Source organism: Ruegeria sp. Ofav3-42 (assembly GCF_022347725.1).
In the GTDB taxonomy this organism is placed as follows: domain Bacteria; phylum Pseudomonadota; class Alphaproteobacteria; order Rhodobacterales; family Rhodobacteraceae; genus Ruegeria.
Map to the genome: position 1 here is coordinate 178,833 of NZ_JAKRGB010000007.1, position 22,667 is coordinate 201,499.

Below are 22,667 nucleotides of genomic sequence, written 5' to 3' on the forward strand. Positions count from 1 at the left end.
TTCCGAGGATGACGGCGATTTGAGGCGTTTCCGGCCTCAGTCTTGCGCTAACAGGGATCGATACACCTTGACGATCTCTTCTGCCTCGCCTTCGATTCGAAAATTCTGTTCGATATGCTGGCGTGCGGCGGGTCCGGCGGCGGCCATCTTATCCGGGTCGCTCAGCATGTCCTGCAAGGCCTCGGCCAGCGCATCAGCGTTGTCTTTTTCCACCAAACGACCGGTTACGCCGTCTAGAATCTGTGCGCTAAAAGCACCGACACCGTGGCAGGCAATGGCCGGAACGCCCGATGCCATCGCCTCGAGCGGTGTCAGGCCGAACCCTTCGTGGCGGGCCGGGGCGACGAACAAATCCAGTGCGCGATAGGTTTCGACGATTTCCTCCCACGGGCGTTCGCCCAGAAACCGGACGCGGTCGGCCAGTCCGGCCTGTTTCAGACTGGCTTCCTGTTCGCGCTGGAAAGCTTCGAACTCTTTTGTGGCGTTGCCGGTAAAGACAATTTTTGCATCAGGAAAGGATGGCAGCACCTTAATCGCCGCATCAACCAGCAGATCAACCCCTTTTTGGGGCCGAATGCGACCGAAACATCCAATCAACGTCCCCGTGGGCAATCCCAGCTTGGCACGCAGGACTTCTTTATCCTTTGCCGGGTGGAAGATCTGCGTATCAACGCCATGCATGATCACCTTCGACGGGTGTTGCAGGAATGAGGCCGCCTGTGGTGTCGTGGCAATCAACGCATCCATTTTCGAAATCAACTTTTTGGTAAATCCCGAATGGTCACGCTGTGCGGCCGACGTGAACAGCATTTTATAGTTGCGCCGTAACACGGACTTCAGGAACAGACCCATCAGCATCTCTGTGTTGCGACGAGCATGCCAGACAATGGGCGCACGATTGGGCAAAAACAGAGTCTTCAAAAGGGGAATATGCGGAATATCGTCCGGCAGCCCTGGCCCCGTGGCGCGGATGTTGATCATCTTTGCCTGGATGGGCAGCAGTCGGATAACAGTTGTGGTCACTCCCGAAAGACTATGTTTCAGGTTCGGCGCCAGAACTTCGATATCCTGCATTGAGCTCTCCATACCCGATGATCCGAGGCGGGATCAGTCTATGCTGTCGCGGCTAAACAGATAGATCACGCAGCCGATAACAAGCGCGACCGCGAAAAAGCCGAATATCGCTGTGTAGGGCGCGGTTGGGCTGATGTCCACCGTGGCCGCGTGTATCCGGCCGGTGACAAATTGGGCCAAACCTGCGCCGCCGATGCCAAAGAGATTCAGCAGGGTCATACCGCGCCCGACCAGATGTGGCGGTACGAAGGCGCGGCCATGGGCCATGATGACCGGAAAGCTCGCGCCCAGAAACCCGATCGCAGCCATCAGCACCACGGACAACCAGACCGCGTTGTCGATCCAAAGACACATCAGGACCAAGCCTGCCGCACCCAGCGCGTTGCCGCCGAAGATTACCCATTTTCGGGTGCCCAGGATCCGATCCAGTGGACCATAGGAAAAGGTGCCCGCAATCATCGCCGCGCCCATGATCAGGGTTGCGGTTCCAATCTGAGTGGTGCTGAGGCTGAAGATATCGCTCAGGTATGGTCCGGCCCAAAGGCCCCGCGTGGCCGCCGAGGGCGCGTAAGCGACCAGCATCAGCGGCAGGATGGCCCACAGAGCAGGTTCTTTCAGCAGATCCAACACCGAGCCACGATGCTCGGTCTCGACACGTTTGGGGTCGTGCACGGTAAACAATATGCCCAGTGCGATAGCGCCGGAAAACAGGGCCAGCACCCACATCGTTGCGCGCCAGCCCATCAGTTCCACCGCCAATGCAGTCGGGTAAGAGGCCACCAGATTGCCGACGGACCCAACACCCAACATCACCGCAGCCAATGTCGCAAAGCGCGCTGGCGGGTATTCCCGTGCAAAGATGTAGTAAGACGCCATCAGGACCGGAGAGCACCCGATGCCGATCAGCCCCATGGCGATCGCAATGTGAAACGGCGTGCTGGCCAGCGCGAACAACGCCGCACCGCCTGCGCCACCAACCAAAAGCAGGATCGCGGCCGTCAGGCGCGGCCCGACCTGATCCAGTGCCCAGCCCACGGGCAACTGCATAGCGGCAAAGACCAGGAACCAGAGGCCGGAGGCAAAGGCCAGATCCTCGGGGGTGGCACCAATGTCCCGTCCCAGATCGACGCTAAGCACCGCGAGAAAGGCGCGAAAAAACTGGCTGAGTACATAGCCCAGACACAACACCACCAGACCTGCCTTCATGAAAAGCCTCTTCCCCGAACCTGCGCAGAAATGCTTGGCACGTCACGGTGCCACACACAAGCGCGTGTGCTATACTGTTTTCACCGGACAGCGATCACATTCGGGCTATTCTTGTCCCTACCGAACATCCGAGGTTCCAATGAAAGACGCCCAGGCCGCGTTCTATGAAAGTCTTCCCCTGTTGCGGGATTTCAACCGCCTGGTGGAACCTGAACGATTTTCGGCAGTGCCCAGCGATTGGGCGCTGGGCATCGCGGATATCGTCGACTCCACCGCCGAAATCGCAAAGGGTCGGTACAAGACGGTGAACATGGTTGGCGCAGCCGTGATCTCGGCCATGATCAATGCGCTTCGGGGCAAAGAGTTTCCTTATGTTTTCGGCGGTGACGGTGCCGGATTTGCTGTCCCTGCCAGCGAGATTGACACTGCGCGTACTGTTCTGGCCGATGTCAGGCGGTGGGCGGAAGAAGAGTTTTCGATATCATTGCGCGGGGCGATAGTGCCGGTTTCAAGTATCCGTATGGCAGGCAAGGACCTGCGGGTCGCGCGCTACGCGCCGTCCGACGGTGTGGACTACGCCATGTTCTCAGGTGGCGGTCTCGCTTGGGCCGAGGCGCAGATGAAGGCTGGCGAATTCACCGTCCCAGCTGCCGAGCCCGGCGCGCAACCGAACCTGACCGGTCTGTCCTGCCGCTGGTCCAACAGCAAGGCGCGCAACGGCCAGATCGTGTCGGTCGTCGTGCAGCCAACGGCATGGGCGACCGAGAGCGATTTTGCCGATCTCGCCCGATCTGTTCTGTCGGCTTCGGAAGGCTTGGAACGTTCGGGACATCCGGTTCCGGAAAACGGGCCGCCGATCAATTGGCCTCCTCCCGATGTCGGTCTGGACGCCCGCGTATCGCGGGCCGGGCGTAACCTGCTTGTGCAGCGGGTCAAGTTGCTGGGGCAGAACTTGTTGATCGCGCTGCTGTTCAAATCAGGCAAACGATTGGGCAATTTCGAACCCGAACACTACAAGCGCATGGTCAGCCGCAATGCCGATTTCCGAAAATTCGACGATGGGCTGAAAATGACGCTGGATTGCGACCCGGCAACATTTGCGCAGATCCAGACGATGCTGGAACAGGCCCGGGGTCGGGGAAAAATCCGCTATGGGCTGCACGCGCAGGACGAAGCGATGATGACCTGCTTTGTCCCTTCGGCCACGCGTGACGACCATGTCCACTTCGTGGACGGAGCCTCGGGCGGTTATGCGCAGGCTGCCGCCGCCATGCAGGCGTAACGCCTCACTTCGCCTTCCATTCTGCCGCCAAGGCTCGCGACGCTTGCGCCAGTAACATGACGTCAATTCCGACCGCCAGAAACTGCGCGCCCATGTCCAGATAGGCTTGGCTCGCTTCAGTGTTGGTGCCCAGAATACCGGGCGCTTTGCCCGCAGCGCTGATCCGCGTCATGGCATCGGCAATGGCGGCGCGCACTTCAGGCGCAGCGCTGTTGCCGTGATACCCCATGTCGGTGGACAAGTCGGCCGGACCGATAAAGACCCCATCAATGCCGTCGACTTTCAGAATATCATCCAGCGCTGCCATCCCGGCGCGATTTTCCACCTGAACCAGCAGACAGATTTGATCGTCGGCGGATTGGATATACTCGGTGATCGATCCGTACATTGTCGCTCGGGCGGCACCAGCCCCAACACCGCGAACGCCTTGCGGCGGATACCGGCACGCCTGTACCAGTTCCCGCGTCTGTTCAGCGCTTTCGACCATCGGCACCAAAATCGTTTGCGCGCCGGCATCGAGTACCATTTTGATCAGGGCGGTATCGCCCACCGGCACCCGCACCACCGGGTGCGAGGCGCTGGCCGACAGCGCCATCAACTGGTTGCGGACCGAGCGGATGTCGTTCGGCGCATGTTCACCGTCAATTACCAGCCAGTCGAAGCCGGCGGTGCCCATGATCTCGGCCGTTACAGCTTCGGCAAAGCTCATCCAGCAGCCGATTTGCCTGTCCCCGTTCCTGAGGGCTTGTTTGAAGCGATTTGTCGGGGCAGGCATGTGGAACCTCCTGTCTATGTCAGCGAGCGGGCGATTTCGGTGATGACGTCAAAGGCCATTTTAACATCGTCTTCGGTCGTCTCGAACTGGCCGGCCTGGAACCGGATAACCAGATCACCATCGACGCGGGTTTGCGTCAGATAAATGCGGCCATCATCGTTGATAGCATTCACCAGCCGCAGGTTCAGATCGTTCAGATCAGCATGACCCGATGGAGCATACCGGAATGTCCACAGCGACCACATCGGTTGGGTCACGATTTCAAAATTCGGTTCAGTTGCCAACCGGTTGTGAAGGGCTACAGACCAATTGACGTGGTTGCGCAGCCGTTCGCGCAACCCTTCCAGCCCATAGGTGCGCATTACGAACCACAGTTTCAGCGCCCGGAACCGGCGACCCAATGGCACAGACCATTCCGAGTAGTTGATGATCCCATCCTTACCGTGCGTCTTCAGGTATTCCGGGCTGATGGCCAGCGTTTGGACCAGGTCATCGGGGTCTTTCAGGAAATGCGCGCAGCAGTCGAACTGAACGCCCAGCCATTTGTGTGGGTTGAAGACGATGCTGTCGGCCTGATCCACCCCCGGCCAATAGTGGCGATACTCGGGGCAGATCATGGCCGAACCTGCCCAGGCTGCGTCCACATGGGAATAGAGACCATATTTCTGCGCGATCTTCAGGCAGTCATCGACCGGATCGGTCGCCCCTGTCCCCGTACCGCCGACACAGAGAATGACGCCAGCCGGATGCAAACCAGAGTCTAAATCGGACTGAATTGCCGCTTCCAGAGCTTCGGGGTCCATCCCGCGCCAATCCCCTTTGATCGGAATACGCACCAGATTGTCCTGCCCGATCCCGGCAACCCAGATGGCGCGATCGATAGATGTATGCACTTCGGCCGAACAATAGACACGCAGCGGTTTCCGCCCGAACAGCCCTTGTTGATTTCCCTGCCATTTCAACGCTTTCTCTCGCATCGTCAAAACGGCTGCCAGTGTCGCGGAGGAGGCGGAATCTTGTATGACACCTGCAAAACCATCGGGCAGGTCCAGCGCCTGACGCAGCCAGTCCATCATCCGCGTTTCCATCTCGGTCGCGGCGGGCGAGGTCTGCCACAACATGCATTGGGGCGCGATGGCGCTGGCCAGGAATTCCGCCAACACCGATGGGGCCGAGGCGTTCGAGTTGAAGTACGCAAAGAACCGGGGATGCTGCCAATGGGTGATCCCAGGCATCACGATGTCCTCGAAATCGCGGAAGACATCCTCCATCGGCTGCGCCTGCTCAGGCGGATGTTCGGGCAGCGCGTTGAGAATATCCCCCGGTTCGGTCCGGGCGCGTACGGGTTTGTCACCGACCGTCAGGTGATAATCCTGTGTCCACTCGGAAACCCTTTTGCCCCAGTCCGAAAACTCATCCCACTTCATGCTTAACCTCAGATTTCCATCAAACCCGAGGCCTCCCCGGATTGAGTTTCTTTACAGTGCCAGTCATGGTCATTCAGCGCCAAAGGTCAATATTAATTGCTATGTTTACTAAATCTGGCGCTGACTTGACGCTGGTTAGCGCCATTCACTTAGTCTCTAATAAACGAATTTCAGGTAAAAATGCACGAATTTGACTGGTCAGTTGCAGTAACGTCCAAATTCGGCAAAGATTCCGTATGACCAGCGACTTACCTAAAACGTCTCGCTCATTGCCGATTGCATTGCTGCGGGCGCGCGAAAGGGTCATGGGGCCCATTCGGAATATGCTGGCTGATGCGGGTGTAACGGAACAACAATGGCGTGTTTTGCGCGTTCTGAAAGAAGAAGGCCCGCAGGAGCCAACGCGTATCGCGGATCGTGCGTGCCTATTGCTGCCCAGTCTGACGCGAATCCTGCAAAAACTGGAAGCCAAGAGTTTGATCCGTCGCCGAGCTCATTCCGATGACAAGCGTCGCCAGATTGTCGATATCACGGCCAAAGGCGAAAAGATTATACAGGACAACATGCAGGTGACGCTGCACCTGGCCGAAGACATCAAGGCCAAGTTGGGACCCGACCGGCACGAAGCCCTGTTGGATCTGCTGAATGATCTGCATGATCTGAAGACCTGATCGCGTGCGCTGCAGGATGCGGGCACAGCCCCCGCCGGAGAGATAGGGGGTATCCTCCGACGGGGTGGCCAGACTTTGACTGGACTTTCTGTCTGGCCCCGCGGCCAGATGTTCCAGGTTGCCCTTTCCCATCCAGCTCACGTTTCAGAGAAACAGCCGACCTGAAATTAGGCGGACATCCGGACGCAAAGACCGTGTTGGGGGGTGATGATCTTTGGCCGTCGTTCTCTGATACAGTTGCACCCAACAGCGGGTGAATGGCTTCAGCTGCGGCGGGCGTCTTTAGGTCAACGTTAGGTCTCCGGCTATATGTCTCCGGATTCGCATGACTTTCTTAGTTTGGTCACATAGTTCGCGTTGGGTGCTTGCCAAGGCGAAAAAACCAATTGTGAACACGCGGCAAAAACTGCCCTTTCCCGAAATGGTGATAAAGGGTGGAATCCCACGCGGCTTGTCCAAGCGGTCATGCCGACTTAGAAACGACCTGCCTGTTGCAGTTAGGGGGCTTGGATGCCGGACAATCTGTTTTACTTACCCGAACCGGTCGCAATTCCGGTAGAGGGTGTTTCGTCAACATATTCCGTAGGTCGAATTTTCTGTGTCGGACGCAATTATGCGGCCCATGCGGCGGAAATGGGCAATGAAATCGACCGGGAAGCGCCCTTTTACTTTACGAAATCAGCTCCGAACGCGGTTTTGTCCGGTGCGACAGTGCCTTATCCACCGGGCACAGACAATTTTCACTATGAGATGGAGTTGGCGGTCGCGATCGGCAAATCGGTATTTCGTGCAGGCAGTTCCGAGGCGCTGAGTGCCGTTTACGCCTATGGATGTGCCCTGGATATGACGCGCCGCGATCTGCAAATCCGCGAGCGGAACAAGCAGCGTCCTTGGGATTTGGGCAAGGATCTGGAAAATGGCACCGTATTCGCGCCCTTGACCCGCGCCGCAGATTGGACCCCGGACGACGACAAACGAATTCACCTGAGCGTGAACGGCGAGACCCGGCAAGACGCGACGCTGGAAGAGATGATCTGGAAGATTGACGAGATCATTTGCCATTTGTCTGGTTTCTACCACCTGCGACCCGGCGACCTGATCCTGACCGGCACCCCGGCAGGCGTCGGCCCCGTCCAGGCAGGCGACGTTTTGGAAGGCGGAATTGATGGGTTACAGCCAATCAGCCTGACTTTGGCGCGGTAAAAAGACTCTATTTAGGGTCTTTCAGCCAATCTGCAGCGAATTCCACGCTGTCGAGGCCGGTAAATCGGCAGACGCGACCGAGTTCTGATTGCAACCTGCTGGTCCGTGCATCGGACCAGCGCACGGATCGTTCCGGCCATAACGCGTTGATCTGAAGCACGCCGCGATCCCGTTGTGCCTTCATGTCTATGCGACCGATCATTCGGTCACCTTCTAGCAGCGGGAACACGTAATATCCGTAAGTCCGCTTTGCCGCTGGAACGAACACCTCAATCCGATAGTGGAACCCGAACAGCCGCTCGGCGCGGTTGCGGTCCCGCAGCATGGGATCAAACGGACTGAGGACACGGATGCGGCCAGACGGGCGTGGCACTGTATTTGCAACTTCGGTAAGAGGCGGGCGAGCGATCACTTTGCGCAGCTTTCCGTCCGCACAATTAATCTCGACTTCCTCCAACACACCCTTTGTTAGACCCTTTTCGCACCAGGATTTAGCCTCGGCAACAGAAACAGTATCCCAGAACGCGGCCAATTCCCCCGAAGTGGCAAACCCCAACCGATCCAACGCTGCATTGCACAGCCAGTTCACTGTTTCCTCGGCGTCGCAGGGCGCATTCCCAGGGCACAGATGTGTTTCGATTACCCGCTCTGTAAGGTCATAGCGTTTTTGAAACCCCTGCCGCCCGACAACTGTCAGCGCGCCCGAGCGCCAGAGGAACTCCAGCGCGGTTTTCGAAGGGTGCCAGTCCCACCAGCCGCCCGAGCCCTTTTTCTCATCCTTGCCAACATCGGATGAGGACACGGGTCCATGGTCGCGGATGTGCTGCAGGACCGTTGCAAACTGTTGTTCAAACCCGTCCCGGCGCCAGTTCTTCCACCGGGATTTCAGCAAATCCGCATCGCGCTGAAAGCGCAGGTGCCAATGGGGATAAAACTCCATGGGAATGACGGCTGCGTCATGGGTCCAATGCTCAAACAAAGCCCTGTCGCGTTCGTACAGGCGTTTGAGATTGCCCGCGCGATAGGATGGCCGCCGCGAATACAGGATCATGTCATGCGCGCGCGCGACGGTGTTGATACTGTCCAACTGCACAAAGCCAAGCCGATGGATCAAATCCAGCAGGTCCGACCCTTTTGCGCCGCCAGACGGCGGCTCAGCCAAGGCATGGCGATCCATGAACAGCGCGCGGGCCGTCCGGTTGTCCAGCCGTTGAAGCGCCATTAAATTAGCGCCGCTTCAGCGTGTCGCCATAGCTGATCTTGGGAGTCAGGGTTATACGCGCGTCGACTTCGGCTGTGGGATCGGCCAATTGCGCCGCGATGATTTCAGCTGCTTTCCGGCCAATCTCCAACCGGCAGGCGTCCATTGTGGCCAGTTTGCGTGGCAGACCCTGCAGAAGCTCGACATTGTTGAAACCCGCCAGACCGATCTGCCCCGGCACGTCGATCCCCTGATCCAGCAGGTATAACAGCCCGCCAGCGCCAATCATGTCGTTGGAGTAATACAGGAAATCCAAATCCGGGGAACGCTCCAGCATGGCTTGGGTCATCTCGCGCCCTTTGGCCAGAGCCGACCCGCCGGAATAGAACTCGCGATCCTCTATCTCGACTCCGTGTTTTCCCAGAACTTCGGTAAAGCCTTCGAACCTTTTTCGCGCACGGTGGTCCAGCGGCATCTTGGTGCCCATGAAACCGATATGTTGATAGCCGGCTTTCAGGATCGCCTGCGCCATCTCACGCCCAGCGCGGCGATGAGAGATCCCAACCATGGCATCCACAGGCTTGCCGTCTGTATCCATGACTTCGACCACCGGAATACCCGCAGAATCCAGCATCGCCCGCGCCGCCTCTGTGTGTTCCAGCCCCGCGATGATCACACCGGATGGCCGCCACGAGAGCATCTCGTACAGCACCTTTTCCTCTTTTTCCGGCATATAGTCGGTGACGCCTACGACCGGCTGCAATTCAGTGTCTTCAAGCACCTGGTTGATACCTGTCAGCACCTCAGGGAACACCATGTTCGACAGCGAAGGGATGATCACCGCCACCAGATTCACCCGGCTGGAAGCCAACGCGCCTGCGATCTTGTTGGGCACATACCCCAACTCTTTCGCGGCGGCCAGAACGCGCGTCCGTGTGGCGTCCGAGACGTCACCCCTGTTTCGCAGAACCCGGCTGACCGTCATTTCCGACACTCCGGACGCTTCCGAGACATCACGAAGGGTAAGCGGGCGTTTGGTATCTGTTGTCACTGGGGCACCTGCGATGTTGTTTTGCCCGATGGTAGCGTGAACAGAGGAAGTTTTACAACCATTGTGCAAAGGTCATGACAACCCCGAAAAACCAAGGTACAGAGGGCGTTGCGCGGCCCCGTGGCTCAACTGGATAGAGCAGCCCCCTCCTAAGGGGCAGGTTGCAGGTTCGAATCCTGCCGGGGTCGCCAGCGCCGTTTTCCCCTTATTTTATTGACGTTTGACTTTCCGTGGTGGTACCAGTCGTACCACATATTTACACCACGGAGACCCCGAAGAATGAGCGACACGAGGAACCTTGAGCAACCACGTGGACCCGGCACGGCTTGGCGGGTACGCATGTCGACGCCGAAAAATCTTATCGGGACTGAGAACCCAGAGACAGGCGAACCTTTCGGTCGCACCATCATACGCAACCTTGGGGGCTGCCGACACTTAGCGACAGCACGGAAACTCAGGGATATTGAGATTTCCAAGATACGAAAGCTGGAACTACAACGACAGCGCTATGGGGACGCAGCGGCAGACCGATGGGCAGAGGCTATGGCAGACCCTGACCCAGAGGCAGCAATGCTGGCCCGTGATGTGTTCTATGATGAAGTTGAAAGATCGCCCAAAGAGGTGCGGGCGGCATTTGGTGCAAGAGGTATGGCCAAGTCCAAACCTTTGGCTGAGATGGTGGAGAAATTTATTGAGGCACGTGCGCCGGGGAACGCCGCTGGGTACACCCCTCTGAAGGGCTCTACAGTCAACGACTTCAGGACAGCGATACGCTATCTGGTCGACAACCTAGGCAGTGACATATCCAACCTGCATGTAGACGATCTCGCGGACGTTGAGGCGGTGGCATTCAGGGAATACCTAGGGGGCATCGTGTCTGAGCGGACAAAGCAACCACTGGCAGGGGCGACCATTCAGAAGCTCATGACACAACTGCGCATGTTCTGGTCATGGACGGTCGAGACAAAGGCCACAAGCCACACTTCAGTGGAACCCTTCACGCTGCCCAGAGGTGTCACTCGGGTGGCTGCTACGCCGAAAAAAGAAAGGGTGATGTATAAACCGGAGCAGACCAGCGCTTTGTTTGAGGCGCGGCCACAGGGCACACCTATGGGCGCTCTGATGCGGTTGGGGCTAATTTTGGGTACACGTATCTCAGAACTAGTGCGAGTCACTGTTCAGGATGTAGACGCCGATGGCGCTGGGCTAAAGATCATCGTTGGCAAAAGCGAAAATGCGAAGCGATGGACGCCGATACCTGCAGAGCTTCAAGAGATGGTGGCTATGCTACGTGAGGCGGCTGAGGATAGTGAAGGCGATAAGGGGCGACTTCTGGGGGCGTTCAGTTTGGACAAACGGACGGGCAACAGCAAGCAAGCCAGCCAGTCATATAGTCGGCTTCGGGATGATGTTCTGGGCCGACCCGAAGGCAACGTGATGCTGGACTTTCATTCGTTCAGGCACACGTGGCGGACCATCGCACATAGGGCGGGCGTTGACGACAGGGACGCTGTGCAGCTTGGTGGCTGGTCTAAGGATGAGCGCAGGGCCAGCGAGATATACAACCACGGGCTAGGGCGTGATGAGTTGCGGCAGGTGCAACGTAAGATCGTCGATAGGATGCAGACTGATGGGTACCTTAAGGCGCTGTAAGCGTCACTTCACTGCGGTACTCAAAACCATTCCAAGTATGCCAAGCACAGTTTCAAAGAAGGTTATGGGAGATATTCGATGGGCGCAATTGATGGGGTGCCACTACTTCTTTCTGCAGGAGAGACTACGGCGCGGCGGGTAGAAAATACAGTGACTGAGCTTCACAATCTAATTGATGAGCAAGGAGGACGGACTGTCTTCGTGAATGGTCTCCGGCTGGCCACTGCTCAAATTGAGATCGCCGCAGTTGGTATCTTTTCTCTGTTCGAGGCGCGGCTGCAGTCCCATTTCCCCCAAGGTTCGTTTTTCAAGAAGCTCAAAACGCATCTAAATGACCTAGGAGAGACCGACCTCTCAAATGACATCTGGCACTACTACTTGGCAATCAACGTACTGAAGCATGGACAAGGTGGCAGTTACGAGGAGTTGTGCAAGTCCTCTAACCTCCCGTTTTCAATAAAGCTGCCGGGGGAAGCCTTTTTCAACGAAGGCGACGTCGCCGAACCAGAAGGGTTGATAGACGTTACCGCAAAGGGCTTTTTCGAGGGGCTTCTTCATACATTGGAAGAGGTTCGAGTGTCATTGGAAGGTTGATCGAATGTCAACCGTGGGTGACAATTTGCGTTGGTCGCTGCGACATGCCCCGGGGTATTTTGGCAAAAAAATCTGAGTGCCAGAGATAAAAAGTAGTGCTGCGCATACCCCCCGGTGGGGCCACCTCAGGACCAGCTCTCTCCACCTGCGGGAAGTTCCCTTTAGGGGCCGTTGCTCAGTTTGAACGTGAGGTGATGCTTGAGAGGCAGCGGGAAGGGATTGCGAAGGCCAAGGCTGAAGGGAAGTTCAAGGGACGCCCCGCAATGGATGAGGACAAGGCAACAGCCATCCGTGAGGCATTCCAGAGCGGTGTGAAACCGAAAGACATCATGGCTGAGTTTGGTATCAGTCGAGCGAGCGTTTACCGCATCGGGCGGAGTTGACCCTCATACAAGCAGAAAACCAATTTACCCACATCATTGCCCTGTACCACGTTAGTATCTGCCTGACCTACTGATTGCATCCGAAGGCGTGATTTGCCCCCACTATAGCCGTACACAAACGTCTGACGAGCTAGTTAACCCCCATACAAGCCGTACATACAATTTCCGAATTGCCTCGTTCCATGGAAGTGCGAGGCGATGTCAGCGTGGCGTTATCACCGACCGTCAAGGAAACTGATAGCAGACCATCTGTGGTGGGGCGTCCTGCATGCTGGACGTCTCACCCTAGCATATCCCGTGAGTTGTCCCGTGGGCTTCCCTGAAGCGGAACCTATCGGGCACTTCATGTGTGTTTCCATTCATTGTTGTCATGAGATGGCGGGGCTTAGGTCCCGTCAGATTACTTCGACGTGTCTGTGCATTAGGGCGTTATCAGTTGAAAAGCCAAGTTGCACACAACTCATGAAGCGAACCCTCAACCCTTGTTAATTGGAGCCAAGAGCAATGAAAGCCTCTGAACTCAACACTGAGAATGTCGCGACCACACGCGACAACATACCTGTCACGTCAATAGCAAAAGACCCCCGATTCTGGTTTCGCTCTGGTGAAGCACCCAGCACCAACCACATCGACACCCTAGCGAAAGCCTTACGGTCTGGTCGAGAACTGGACCCGATACTGCTCTGGCGGGAATGCGATGATACAGGCAGCCATACCGGGCGATTGATCATCATGGATGGGGGCCTCAGGCAGCGGCGTTACCGGGTTCAGCGTGGATGCCCTACTGGGCGACCTATACGGTCAGCACGCGACCAACAAAGACCGCATCAACATGAACCTAGAGAACACGACCGACCAGCTTGCCGCTGAACGTGATGCTCTTGGCACCAACTACACGCGCACCGTCGCAAGCCTTCCGTCAGTCCAGAAGCCAAGAGCGCTTGGATATGCGGCTGAACGCAAGCGCGCCATCGTCGACGAGTACAATAACAACTTCGACAAGGACAACGGCGACATTGACGCCTTCCTTGCCCAGTACGCCGAGAACGACTTCGCGGCCTACGGGGACAACCCCTTTATCATGTCAGGCTACCGGGAAGGAATGGGGGGGCTGTTTAATGCGGTCAAAAACCAGCACTCCGAATACCAATCTGGTCTGGTCAAAGAACAGACAGGCACCAACTTTGTTAGCGTCACTCGGGGAGCAATCGACACAGCCATTGCAAGCGGCGGGGACATCATGCCTCACGTTCGGGCCATCTACACCGACCATAAGAAAGCCCTCGGGTTGACCTATGCGGAGATGGATGACCACGTCATGATGGTTGCTGCCGAGTACGCAGCAGCCGGTGACTTCGCAACGGTGGAAGCAATCCTGAACTATGAGGCTGTCGGAGACGACGGCACCAAAGTGGGTTCCTTCTCTCAGCGCCCGAAGTATTCCGAGAAAGCTGCCCAGCTATTGGAAACCGCCAAGGCCAACCAAGGGAAGCACCTGAGGGAAGCCAACACTGCGACTATGGTGGACCTGAGTGTTGCCGCTTCGGTGGGTGGGCTGTCACCTGAACAGATCGTCCAACTGGATACACTGAAGAAGAGTGAACAGATCAGCCAAAGGGAGCATGAGGGTTTGCTTGAGCAGAACCGCAAGGCTCTGAAACGACAGACGGCTGAAGCGTGGTCCGACAACATCAAGCTGGAAGCAGGTAACGAGGCCCTCAAGATGGTGCTTGAAGGACGTGCTTGGCAGATCATGGACCAAGAGGTGGTTAACCCTCACACAGGCGATACGATCAGTATCACCCGTGAGGAACTGGTTCAGAAGAACGCCGAACACATCATGATGACGCTGGAAGGCAAAGGTTCCACACCGGCAGTCATGGCGCAACAACTCGGCGCGATGGGTATCGACTACAAGTATCCCAAATGGCAGGCGGCTATGACCTTTGGGCACATTGCAATCACTGACGCTCTGGCTTCAGTCGACGCTAACGGTCAAGTTGAGCTACCTGAACGGGCAACCGTTGGGTACGACCTTTACAAGGGCCTGAGCGACAACCCGCAGGTTCGTGGACGCCATGTTTCTGATGAGGCGGAAGCGATCTACCGTGACGCTGAGTTGTTGGAGAGCCTTGGATGGGAGCCGAATGAGGCCCTTCTCAAGTCCGCTACGATTGACCGTAAGGGTGGTCGGAAGTCCCTGTCATCCTCTGTTGAGCGGGGCGAGTTCTATACCGCCGTAAAAGGACTGGTGAAACGCCGTGGGTTCCTTGGCTTCGGCGAGAATGTAGCCAATGGTCAGCGAGTATCTCAGGATATTGAACACATGGTCCGCGTTCAGATGGACCTCGGCGTCCCGATGGAGAAAGCTATCGATAACTCGGTCGAACTCTGGGAACAGAGCCACACCGTGATCAACGGTGCTGCCATCAACACCCGCGACATCTGGGTGCCGGGCAACATGGATGAAGCCTCCACGGCCTACCTGACAGCATTCGCTGCGGCCTCAGGGGACGACGTCGATGAGCTGACCCTCATGCCTACGTTCGATGGTTCCAACTATTGGGTGGTCGCCTACAAAGGCAACGTGGCTCACTCAGCGGACGGGACGAAAGAACTGCCCAACCGCATCCACATCACACAAATCCAACAGGCTGCCGTCGATGCTCTTGAGAGCGCAGGGCCATCCTTGGACGACGTGAACTCCACCATCCAGAAACGCTCTGACTTCATCGCTGAACAGGAAGCCAACCCTCCTGAGCAGACGAAGGTCACCATCTCACCGGACATCTCAGCGAACCCGCTGCTGGCTCCGATCAACAGAGGTGAAGACCGATAAAGGTTCCCGCTTAGGCGGGGGCCTCCCCATCCTCCTAACGAACGAAGAAGAACCCCAAATGAGAAACACTGAAATCACCATTCACACCGACGGTTCTTGCCGTGGCAATCCCGGTCGCGGTGGCTGGGCGGCAGTCGTCCGAAGATACGAGGACGGCAACGAAATCAAGAAGCGGCCCGTCTGTGGCAGTGTCACACACACCACAAACAACAGGATGGAAATGACAGCTGCCATCAAAGGCATTCGTCAGATCAGACGCGACGAAAAAGCCCAGATCACGGTTTATTCCGACAGCCGGCTGCTTATCCAAGGGATGACCAAATGGGTGCCAAAATGGCAGACTAACGGCTGGCGTAATGCGGGTGGGAAACCCGTCGAGAACCGCGACCTTTGGGGAGAGCTTTTGGCCGCATCAGACGGATTGAACGTGCAATGGGAGTGGGTGCGGGGACACGCTGGGGACCCAAGGAATGAAGAAGTCGATGGGTTGGCGGTAGCGGCAGCCAACAAGGTCGCGTGAATGCCTATGGAAAGTAGAGAATACATCTCAAGCTGTCCCCGTTCCGAGGGGGGCAGCAGTGTTTTAACCACTGAAACTCGCCACGAAAATTTATACAGATAGGTTAAACAACAGTCCCCGCCGTAGCCCCCGCCGTGACAACTTGTGGAGTGCAAGAACCCGCGCACAATATGTGGAGAGCTCACAAATTTTTTCTTTGAAAAATGGACAATTTGCCATTTTATAAACACATAGTGCTATCAATTACGACGAGACTTGCTTATTCGGCGGTAAACCCGTTAAGCGCTCTCGGGGGAGATTCGATATGACAAAGCTACTTGAGATTGAAATCCAAACATACAACGAGAAGCTTCCCGAGCTTCTTGCACACGCTGGCAAATTTGTCCTCATCAAGGAAACAGAAGTAATCGACTACTTCGACGCTTACGCGGATGCCCTAAAAGTTGGGTACGAAAAGTTTGATGATGGCGTGTTTCTGGTGAAGCGTATTGCCCCGTCCGAAACTGTTGCGTTCTTTACTCGGGATATCGTCACTGAATGCCGAGTATAACACTGAACTACGGAGCTGCTGGACCTCTTCTACAGGTCATGGTCGGTCTCAGCGCCCCGCATTCGGCGGCGCTAACACGCCAAGGAAAAACCCCACCAATTCCCGTTCTGGGCACGTTTCTGGTCGACACAGGCGCGTCAGGTACGTGCGTCGACCCCGGATTGGTTGCACCTTTGGGTCTGACCCCAACTGGGTCTGTCGATATGCAAACACCATCAACCAATGGAAAGCCAGTTTCCTGCCCTCTGTATGACGCAAGCTTAATCGTACCAAACGGCACAGCAGGAACACTACCGTTCGTTATTGATGCGCTTCCCGTAATGGAAACAACCCTACGACCTCAGGGAATTGACGGTCTGATCGGGCGTGATTTCTTATCGCAGTGCGTTTTGATCTGTAACGGCCCGACGACTATTATGACAATTTGCTACTAGCCGCGCAGGTCAGGTTTTGTATGTAATTTGACGTAGTGTAACTATCATCACACCAGATTTACACTACGTCAAATTCAGACATTATCCTTGCTTTTCAATTGCCTATCTTGAGGGTTTGCGCTGGCGCGAAAGCTTCCTGCCGGGGTCGCCAGATTGCCCATCAAGACAACCTCTTCTAAGTGCCTTAAAAAGCTTGGTTGCAAAGGTACCGGTATCTATGCCCTGTCAGCGCGGTGTTGAGCCACCACAAACCGATTTCGCCAATTTGACGGAAAACGTAGGGCGTTAGCCCCACGCTTCCGATAGTATCGCGCGGAATTCCTGTACGATCCACTCTGCGGACGAGCGGCGACGAACTGACTCCATTATTTCCTGAGCATACTTCCACGATGCAGACCCGTAATCGTCGTTTAGCTCGAAAAGGAAACGCTCAATCTCGTCCAACTCGGTGCTAGGTACATAATACGGGTAATCGTCGCCCAAATAAAACCGGTTGTCGCCGACATCGCGTTCGCAAAGGATCACGGCACCGCATTTTGCGGCGACAAAACCTTTCGTGAACGGCTTGAAGCCATCAATCTTGCGAACGTTTCGGACCGCAAAGTGGGCGTTGTAGTTGCCCAATTTGGTCAACCAGCTGTCTTCAAGTTTGTTTGTCGTTATCAGGTTGTAGTCAACGAGGTGCCCGAGGGTTTCGCTGCCAACCGTATTTACCAGCTCGCCAAAATACCCAACCCTCAACTTGTCTTCCGGGGCCGCGGCGACATCAATTCTGAGATCCGCATGGTGTGTCAACAAGTAGCTGGGTGTCGATGAAGAGGTGGCTCTGATACTCTCAAGACCGTTAAGCGATGCCGCGATGATCATATCATAATGCGAAGCCTTCTCAGGCGATACCACAGCGTCTACAGGGTCAGCTGCAATCGCAACATTACGCATTCTAAGATCGTGTATCTGGCTATCGCTGATCCGGTCCATAAGACGCTTTCCAACCACGACAAAACTATCCTCCACCGAGGTTAGGTCGGTCGTACATGAAACGGCAGCCGTATCCTGCAACTGTTCTTTCAGCAGCGATGCCAACTGATTGGATCGCATAAATGCAGACCCAAACGAGCGGCTTTCTTCATCAAACAGAAATGCCACCTTTGGCTGCTGCTTCGGTTTTGTTAGTTTCCTTTGAACGCGCGGTTGGTGCGGCAATTTAGTAAACAATACGTTGTTGCGGGAGTCTCCCAGAGAATTGGGGAGCGCAAGCGGCTTCGGCCCTTTTTTGTGTACCAATTGGTAAAAGCTGATCTGCTCGCGGCAGGACTGCGTGGTTACTTCCTGCCACCAAGCTTCCATCAAGTCCTTGATTTCCGGGTTATGGTGTTTGCGCCAGATAAAGGAGCATTCGTAGAGGCCGGCGTTGCGTGGAAAACCCTCCGCTTCATATTTTGCCATCTGATGGCTGACAATTTCAGGATCATCCTCGTTCATCAGGATGATCGTTTCGGCCTCATCAACGATATCATCCCGGCTTGGGTGCCTCCACATGACAAAGTCATGCGCTTGCAGCCATTTGGCGACAAAGGAATCCAGGCGCCCCTTAAAGAGCGTATTCGCATCGACAAATAACGAATATTCCCGGTCGGGGAAAACCTCATGTGGCATCAGTTTGAAATATTTTGCCGCAAGGTTCGAACTGGTGTGCGACGGCTCTCGGCGTTCTATCGTCCATCCAGGCGCAGAGATATCTTGATCGGTGAAGCAGACAAACTCAATACCGTTGTGCTCCGTGCACACGGGCGGCAGCTGATCGTAGTCCCCAAACAAAGACGTATAGATGACCAACCCGTCAGGGATTTTGGTCGACCCAACGAAGTTCTGAGGCCGAACTATCGGCCCTTGCTGGGACGTACTGCTTGTGTTGGCCAAAAAGCGTGGAAGCATCGATTGATCAAAGCTTTGGCCTGCGGTTTCAATCTCTTGGCTCAGTTTGGCAAATTTTTCCAGCGAGCCACGAAAACCAAGGCGGCGCTCGGTCAAGATTGCATCCAGCGCTGCGGAATACACAGCGGACATTTTTAGCCGGCCTTCGAGTTGAACAAACGCGTGCCGGTTATGAATGATGTGCGTTTCAAGCGCAGCAAGTTCGCCATTCAAACTGCGTTTGGGGTCTCGTTTTGCGATGCTCTTCCGAATACGCCGACGTGTTTTTTCGCTTAACGGCAAACGGCTTCTGGCCAGCTTCTTGAGAATGCTATAGCGAAGTCGGTCTTTCATAAGTTTCGACGGGCGTGATCGTGCCTTAGCGATTTCTTCGCGAAGTTCGTGGCTTCCGTTGGCTATGCGCGCCGTCACATCCCAGGCTGAATTCAGATCCTTGCTGTATTCGTTGGTTACAGTTTTAACTTTTTCTGCAAAATCCGCCCGGAGTTCATTGATAATCTGAGAGCTTGCGGCGTTTTGGCTTTCCAGCTTTCCTAATTTCTCGCTCCACGAAAGATCGTTCTTTCCTAATTTCTCGCTCCATGAAAGATCGTTGCTCTGGGCGTAAAACAACGCATAGATAGCATCACGTCCGGCTTCAGAAGACGCTAACTGCCTAAATTCCGAAATTTCCGGTGTCGCATCGCGGCCAAAAAACAGAACCCCAAGCCCGTGCTGAAACGGAAAGTTGATCGTCGTGTATTGGGTTTCAAGCTCCGCCCAATACTCAATTACCCCGAAGTCTCCGCGGCGAACTTCCGTGTCGTGAAACAAGACGATTGCATTCTGAGAAAGCTTTGGAATCCAGCTTTCGAAATCCTCCTTGACATCCGAGTAACGATGTCGGCCGTCGATATGCAAAAGGTCGACTGATCCATCCGGAATATCATCCAACGCGTCGGTGAAAGTCTTTCTTAGCAGCGTGCTAAAGTTGCCGTACTTCGCATTCTCCGCTTCAACCGTTTCAAAGACGTCATTATCGTAAAATCCTGCGTGTTCGTCACCCTGCCAGGTATCTACAGCAAAGCAGCGTGTCTGCAGTTCATTTTCTTTCACAGCCTGGCAAAATGAAAAATAGGAAAACCCAAAATGCGAGCCAAGTTCGACAATCGTCGACGGGCGCATTGCCTTGACCAACCAAGAGGCAAAATGCCCGTGACGGAGCCAGGCTGACGTTGGAACGTACGAAGGCATTGAAGCTGCTTGACCCAGAAATTTCATTAGATTTCTACTGACTTTCGCTTTGTAGGTGACAATTTACGACGCCTCGTTATTCCAGCTGTGCAGCAAAAACAACTGTGTCATCGGAAATGCCACAGCCTGTCATTCGTGGATACAGGTTTTGCCTTGTGTGCAAAATTAAACCGCATGCATTCAACGGTGTCCAACATGGTTTCAATGCGGGGATCTCAACTTTCCGCTGCGATTGAATTTACAAGATGGCTTTCTGTCAAGAACATAAAATTAAATAATAAAATAATGAAGCGGATGGGTGAGTTTGGCGCGCCGTTCGGTCTCGGTATTTCGGCACCGGCTTTGCGGGTCAGTCGCTACCAAACTTCCCTGCCGCAGAATGCCCGCCTGTCATGCCCTCAGACAGCTTGTCCAGCCAGATCGGCGCGCGAGCCGGATCGTCAGCTTGGCGGGAATCCGCCTGCGAGTTCTGCGTTTTGAAAAGTCGGAACACGGGCCTCCCGGTTCTGATCTGGCGGGCAATTCAACGCGGGTGCTTTGGTTTCCGCAGCCTGTCAAGTGAAGCACCATTGATGCCGGTGCTAATACCAAAGAACGGTGGCGAACCGATCAGAAACGAAGCAGGCTAGTAGAACCCGAGCCTGCAAAGACCCAGCGCGGCTTGGATCACTTGATGCCGTTCATCGGGCCAGTAATTGGGACCTGACGGTGGCCTTGTGGTCTCCGCTCGAAGGCGACGACGCTGTCATAGCAGGCAATGTAGTCTGTCGACCGGGTGAATTCAGTCTGGGGCAGCGCGCCACGCGTATGTATTACGTTTATTTCGTCAAGTTTTGATTTGACGAATTCCATAAAGCTGCCTTCCGCGCCAAAGCCGCCGTGATACTCGGGCCAGTAGCATGTGTGTGTCTTCTACGATACAACAGCCATTTTTGGTCAGCCGATGATAAAGTGGCTCAAACGACGCGATCATATGCGGCATCATGTGGCTCCCATCGTCGAGAACGACGCCAATTTCAGGGTATTTGGTCGAAATCTCTTCGATAAGTTCCGGATCGTTCTGACTACCGATGAATATTTCGATGTCCGTATATTCGTGCTCTTTGCATTCCGGATTGATGTCGATTCCGATAACCTTGCACCCTAGGCCAAGATATTCCTTCCACATCTGCAGGGACCCGCCTCCAAAGACACCAATTTCCAGCATGACAGGCGACTTGATTCTGAATCTTTCCAAGTGGCGCTCGCAAATGTTGAAATAGTGGACCCATTTGTGCAGGCGTTTGTTGGCGTTGTTCAAAAAGCACCTGTGAAGAGAATCTATGGACATTTCTTCGTGCTCCGCTTTGCATCTGCTGACAGCGACTAAGCCAGTTTCCGGAGGCTATCAACAAGCTGGCCGAATTTTTGAACAGCGTAATCGAGCACGGAACCTGTTGAATGGGCATCGTCATCAGATCTTGTTTCTGATCGTCTTGGGGATGCGTGCCCCCGGCGCGATGCTCTGTTTCCAACAAAAACAGGAAAACGGGTTCGTTATAAGAAAACGTTTCTGAAATTTGGTGGCCAATCGGCTATGGCAGCCCCATTCGTGCAAAGTTATGTGTCACCTTCATCCATGCGCCAATCGCAACTGTGACGTTAGTTATAATGGGCAGCAAATCTCAGCCTGAGGTGGCTATCCTACCGTTCTGTATGCACGCTACAAGCTGGTCAAATTAGCAACCTTGCGCTTAACCTTGTATGCGCTCACCTTTCGAGTTAGGGAGGCGGGATTGCGGAAAGTAACTTAGAGGGTAGTGCGTCGCATGAAGTGCAATTGCTGCGGTTCGGAAGATTGGAGAGACATGGGTTCCAGGAAGGGAGTCCGATGTGGCCAGTGTAATTCACTGGAACGAACACGGTTCGTGAAACTCCTTCTGGACAAAAACGAACTTCCCCGCCCCGGTATGCGGGTGCTGCATTTGGCGCCGGAAAAATCGCTTGCTGGCATACTAAGTCGCGAAAACATTGACTACGATCCCATTGACATTGAACCCGGGAATTTTCCCTTCTGTACCGTGCGCAAATTCGATCTTTGCGAGGATGCCGCAAACCTTCCCTCCAACCACTACGATTTAATTATTCATTCACATGTGATGGAGCATATACCCTGTAACGTCACGGCGGTGCTTTTTCATCTTCACCGTGCACTGAAGCCAAGCGGGATGCATTTCGTATGCGTGCCGTTCATGGGCGGGACATCCGCTGAAGACCTGGGCGATATCAGTAAAGAGGATGCCATCGCTTGGTTTGGGCAAAATGATCACGTAAGGCGGTTTGGTGCAGCTGATGTTCACCGAAATCTGGGTATGATATTTAACATTCCCACAACTTACTCCATGCTTAACTACGCCACGGTCAAGGAGTTGGACGAAGCAAACATTCCGGAAAGGGAACGCAACGGATTTACCGGCTCATCAGTATTTCCACTTAAGAAAGACGATCTTCTTCTACAGGTTTCTGAGCCGCACAAACAACTCCAGCCTCAAGAAAGCCCGAAACTCTTCTCAAAGATTTTTGGTCGAGCGTAGCGTCGGTTGGTACCGTTTGCTTGGAGTGTGCTTTGCAATTGCACCCGGTTAAGCTGAGATCAA

The 22,667-nt window shown here is 55.0% G+C and carries 18 protein-coding genes, 1 tRNA gene and 1 pseudogene; 12 read left to right on the plus strand and 8 right to left on the minus strand.

What is annotated here, in order from left to right; genetic code table 11:
* Window positions 1–36: 36 nt before the first annotated feature.
* The gene (locus MHN28_RS12550; RefSeq protein WP_239340060.1) at window positions 37–1,074 is read right to left on the minus strand and encodes a glycosyltransferase family 4 protein; all 1,038 of its coding nucleotides are present in this window, start codon (window positions 1,072–1,074) and stop codon (window positions 37–39) included.
* A 33-nt stretch (window positions 1,075–1,107) separates the two neighbouring features.
* Complete coding sequence (locus MHN28_RS12555; RefSeq protein ID WP_239340062.1) at window positions 1,108–2,280, minus strand: MFS transporter; 1,173 nt, start codon at window positions 2,278–2,280, stop codon at window positions 1,108–1,110.
* A gap of 139 nt (window positions 2,281–2,419) precedes the next feature.
* Between MHN28_RS12555 and MHN28_RS12560 the strand changes: the two genes are divergently transcribed.
* On the plus strand, window positions 2,420–3,562 hold the full coding sequence (locus MHN28_RS12560) for a DUF3095 domain-containing protein (RefSeq protein ID WP_239340072.1): 1,143 nt from the start codon (window positions 2,420–2,422) through the stop codon (window positions 3,560–3,562).
* A 4-nt stretch (window positions 3,563–3,566) separates the two neighbouring features.
* Here the strand turns inward: MHN28_RS12560 and MHN28_RS12565 are convergent, their stop codons facing one another.
* Complete coding sequence (locus MHN28_RS12565; protein WP_239340074.1) at window positions 3,567–4,337, minus strand: HpcH/HpaI aldolase/citrate lyase family protein; 771 nt, start codon at window positions 4,335–4,337, stop codon at window positions 3,567–3,569.
* A 14-nt stretch (window positions 4,338–4,351) separates the two neighbouring features.
* Window positions 4,352–5,764, minus strand: a complete 1,413-nt coding sequence (locus MHN28_RS12570) for a pyridoxal-dependent decarboxylase (RefSeq protein WP_239340078.1) — start codon at window positions 5,762–5,764, stop codon at window positions 4,352–4,354.
* Window positions 5,765–6,000: 236 nt separating this feature from the next.
* Between MHN28_RS12570 and hpaR the strand changes: the two genes are divergently transcribed.
* Window positions 6,001–6,435, plus strand: coding sequence for a homoprotocatechuate degradation operon regulator HpaR (gene hpaR, locus MHN28_RS12575; RefSeq protein WP_239340081.1), 435 nt, complete (start codon window positions 6,001–6,003; stop codon window positions 6,433–6,435).
* A 510-nt stretch (window positions 6,436–6,945) separates the two neighbouring features.
* Window positions 6,946–7,638 (plus strand): fumarylacetoacetate hydrolase family protein, encoded by a 693-nt coding sequence (locus tag MHN28_RS12580; RefSeq protein WP_239340084.1) that lies wholly within the window; start codon window positions 6,946–6,948, stop codon window positions 7,636–7,638.
* A gap of 7 nt (window positions 7,639–7,645) precedes the next feature.
* On the opposite strand, the gene MHN28_RS12585 is transcribed toward MHN28_RS12580, so the two are convergent.
* Together MHN28_RS12585 and MHN28_RS12590 are read right to left on the minus strand one after the other, a co-directional pair.
* Window positions 7,646–8,860, minus strand: a complete 1,215-nt coding sequence (locus tag MHN28_RS12585) for a winged helix-turn-helix domain-containing protein (protein ID WP_239340094.1) — start codon at window positions 8,858–8,860, stop codon at window positions 7,646–7,648.
* A gap of 4 nt (window positions 8,861–8,864) precedes the next feature.
* Window positions 8,865–9,890, minus strand: a complete 1,026-nt coding sequence (locus MHN28_RS12590; RefSeq protein ID WP_239340097.1) for a LacI family DNA-binding transcriptional regulator — start codon at window positions 9,888–9,890, stop codon at window positions 8,865–8,867.
* A 114-nt stretch (window positions 9,891–10,004) separates the two neighbouring features.
* Here MHN28_RS12590 and MHN28_RS12595 point away from each other — a divergent pair.
* The 8 genes and pseudogenes from MHN28_RS12595 (at window position 10,005) to MHN28_RS25010 (ending at window position 16,863) form a co-directional block, all read left to right on the plus strand.
* Window positions 10,005–10,081: transfer RNA gene (locus MHN28_RS12595), tRNA-Arg, on the plus strand.
* A gap of 352 nt (window positions 10,082–10,433) precedes the next feature.
* The gene (locus MHN28_RS12600; protein WP_239340109.1) at window positions 10,434–11,543 is read left to right on the plus strand and encodes a tyrosine-type recombinase/integrase; all 1,110 of its coding nucleotides are present in this window, start codon (window positions 10,434–10,436) and stop codon (window positions 11,541–11,543) included.
* A 78-nt stretch (window positions 11,544–11,621) separates the two neighbouring features.
* The gene (locus MHN28_RS12605; RefSeq protein ID WP_239340112.1) at window positions 11,622–12,137 is read left to right on the plus strand and encodes a hypothetical protein; all 516 of its coding nucleotides are present in this window, start codon (window positions 11,622–11,624) and stop codon (window positions 12,135–12,137) included.
* Between the two features lie 161 nt (window positions 12,138–12,298).
* Window positions 12,299–12,398: pseudogene (locus tag MHN28_RS25005) on the plus strand (recombinase family protein); the annotation flags it as partial.
* Window positions 12,399–13,256: 858 nt separating this feature from the next.
* On the plus strand, window positions 13,257–15,359 hold the full coding sequence (locus MHN28_RS12615; protein ID WP_239340115.1) for a hypothetical protein: 2,103 nt from the start codon (window positions 13,257–13,259) through the stop codon (window positions 15,357–15,359).
* 58 nt (window positions 15,360–15,417) lie between these two features.
* Entirely contained in the window at window positions 15,418–15,879 is a 462-nt protein-coding gene (rnhA, locus tag MHN28_RS12620) for a ribonuclease HI (RefSeq protein WP_239340118.1), read from the plus strand.
* 304 nt (window positions 15,880–16,183) lie between these two features.
* Window positions 16,184–16,429 carry a hypothetical protein gene (locus MHN28_RS12625; protein ID WP_239340137.1) on the plus strand — a complete coding sequence of 82 codons (246 nt, stop codon included), beginning with the start codon at window positions 16,184–16,186 and terminating at the stop codon, window positions 16,427–16,429.
* 38 nt (window positions 16,430–16,467) lie between these two features.
* Window positions 16,468–16,863 (plus strand): aspartyl protease family protein, encoded by a 396-nt coding sequence (locus MHN28_RS25010; RefSeq protein ID WP_370645712.1) that lies wholly within the window; start codon window positions 16,468–16,470, stop codon window positions 16,861–16,863.
* A gap of 285 nt (window positions 16,864–17,148) precedes the next feature.
* Here the strand turns inward: MHN28_RS25010 and MHN28_RS12630 are convergent, their stop codons facing one another.
* Window positions 17,149–20,058, minus strand: coding sequence for a class I SAM-dependent methyltransferase (locus tag MHN28_RS12630; RefSeq protein ID WP_239340139.1), 2,910 nt, complete (start codon window positions 20,056–20,058; stop codon window positions 17,149–17,151).
* 799 nt (window positions 20,059–20,857) lie between these two features.
* Window positions 20,858–21,331 carry a CmcI family methyltransferase gene (locus MHN28_RS12635; RefSeq protein ID WP_239340149.1) on the minus strand — a complete coding sequence of 158 codons (474 nt, stop codon included), beginning with the start codon at window positions 21,329–21,331 and terminating at the stop codon, window positions 20,858–20,860.
* Between the two features lie 607 nt (window positions 21,332–21,938).
* Between MHN28_RS12635 and MHN28_RS12640 the strand changes: the two genes are divergently transcribed.
* Complete coding sequence (locus MHN28_RS12640; RefSeq protein WP_239340153.1) at window positions 21,939–22,604, plus strand: methyltransferase domain-containing protein; 666 nt, start codon at window positions 21,939–21,941, stop codon at window positions 22,602–22,604.
* Window positions 22,605–22,667: the final 63 nt, after the last annotated feature.

Excerpts from the sequence above, each read along its gene's own strand:
- rnhA (WP_239340118.1), top strand. The coding sequence starts at position 15,418 with ATGAGAAACACTGAAATCACCATTCACACCGACGGTTCTTGCCGTGGC.
- MHN28_RS12560 (WP_239340072.1), top strand. The coding sequence starts at position 2,420 with ATGAAAGACGCCCAGGCCGCGTTCTATGAAAGTCTTCCCCTGTTGCGG.
- MHN28_RS12630 (WP_239340139.1), bottom strand. The coding sequence starts at position 20,058 with ATGAAATTTCTGGGTCAAGCAGCTTCAATGCCTTCGTACGTTCCAACG.
- MHN28_RS12585 (WP_239340094.1), bottom strand. The coding sequence starts at position 8,860 with ATGGCGCTTCAACGGCTGGACAACCGGACGGCCCGCGCGCTGTTCATG.
- MHN28_RS12565 (WP_239340074.1), bottom strand. The coding sequence starts at position 4,337 with ATGCCTGCCCCGACAAATCGCTTCAAACAAGCCCTCAGGAACGGGGAC.
- MHN28_RS12550 (WP_239340060.1), bottom strand. The coding sequence starts at position 1,074 with ATGCAGGATATCGAAGTTCTGGCGCCGAACCTGAAACATAGTCTTTCG.
- MHN28_RS12615 (WP_239340115.1), top strand. The coding sequence starts at position 13,257 with ATGGGGGCCTCAGGCAGCGGCGTTACCGGGTTCAGCGTGGATGCCCTA.
- MHN28_RS12555 (WP_239340062.1), bottom strand. The coding sequence starts at position 2,280 with ATGAAGGCAGGTCTGGTGGTGTTGTGTCTGGGCTATGTACTCAGCCAG.
- hpaR (WP_239340081.1), top strand. The coding sequence starts at position 6,001 with ATGACCAGCGACTTACCTAAAACGTCTCGCTCATTGCCGATTGCATTG.
- MHN28_RS12605 (WP_239340112.1), top strand. The coding sequence starts at position 11,622 with ATGGGCGCAATTGATGGGGTGCCACTACTTCTTTCTGCAGGAGAGACT.
- MHN28_RS12580 (WP_239340084.1), top strand. The coding sequence starts at position 6,946 with ATGCCGGACAATCTGTTTTACTTACCCGAACCGGTCGCAATTCCGGTA.
- MHN28_RS25010 (WP_370645712.1), top strand. The coding sequence starts at position 16,468 with ATGGTCGGTCTCAGCGCCCCGCATTCGGCGGCGCTAACACGCCAAGGA.
- MHN28_RS12570 (WP_239340078.1), bottom strand. The coding sequence starts at position 5,764 with ATGAAGTGGGATGAGTTTTCGGACTGGGGCAAAAGGGTTTCCGAGTGG.
- MHN28_RS12625 (WP_239340137.1), top strand. The coding sequence starts at position 16,184 with ATGACAAAGCTACTTGAGATTGAAATCCAAACATACAACGAGAAGCTT.
- MHN28_RS12600 (WP_239340109.1), top strand. The coding sequence starts at position 10,434 with ATGGCAGACCCTGACCCAGAGGCAGCAATGCTGGCCCGTGATGTGTTC.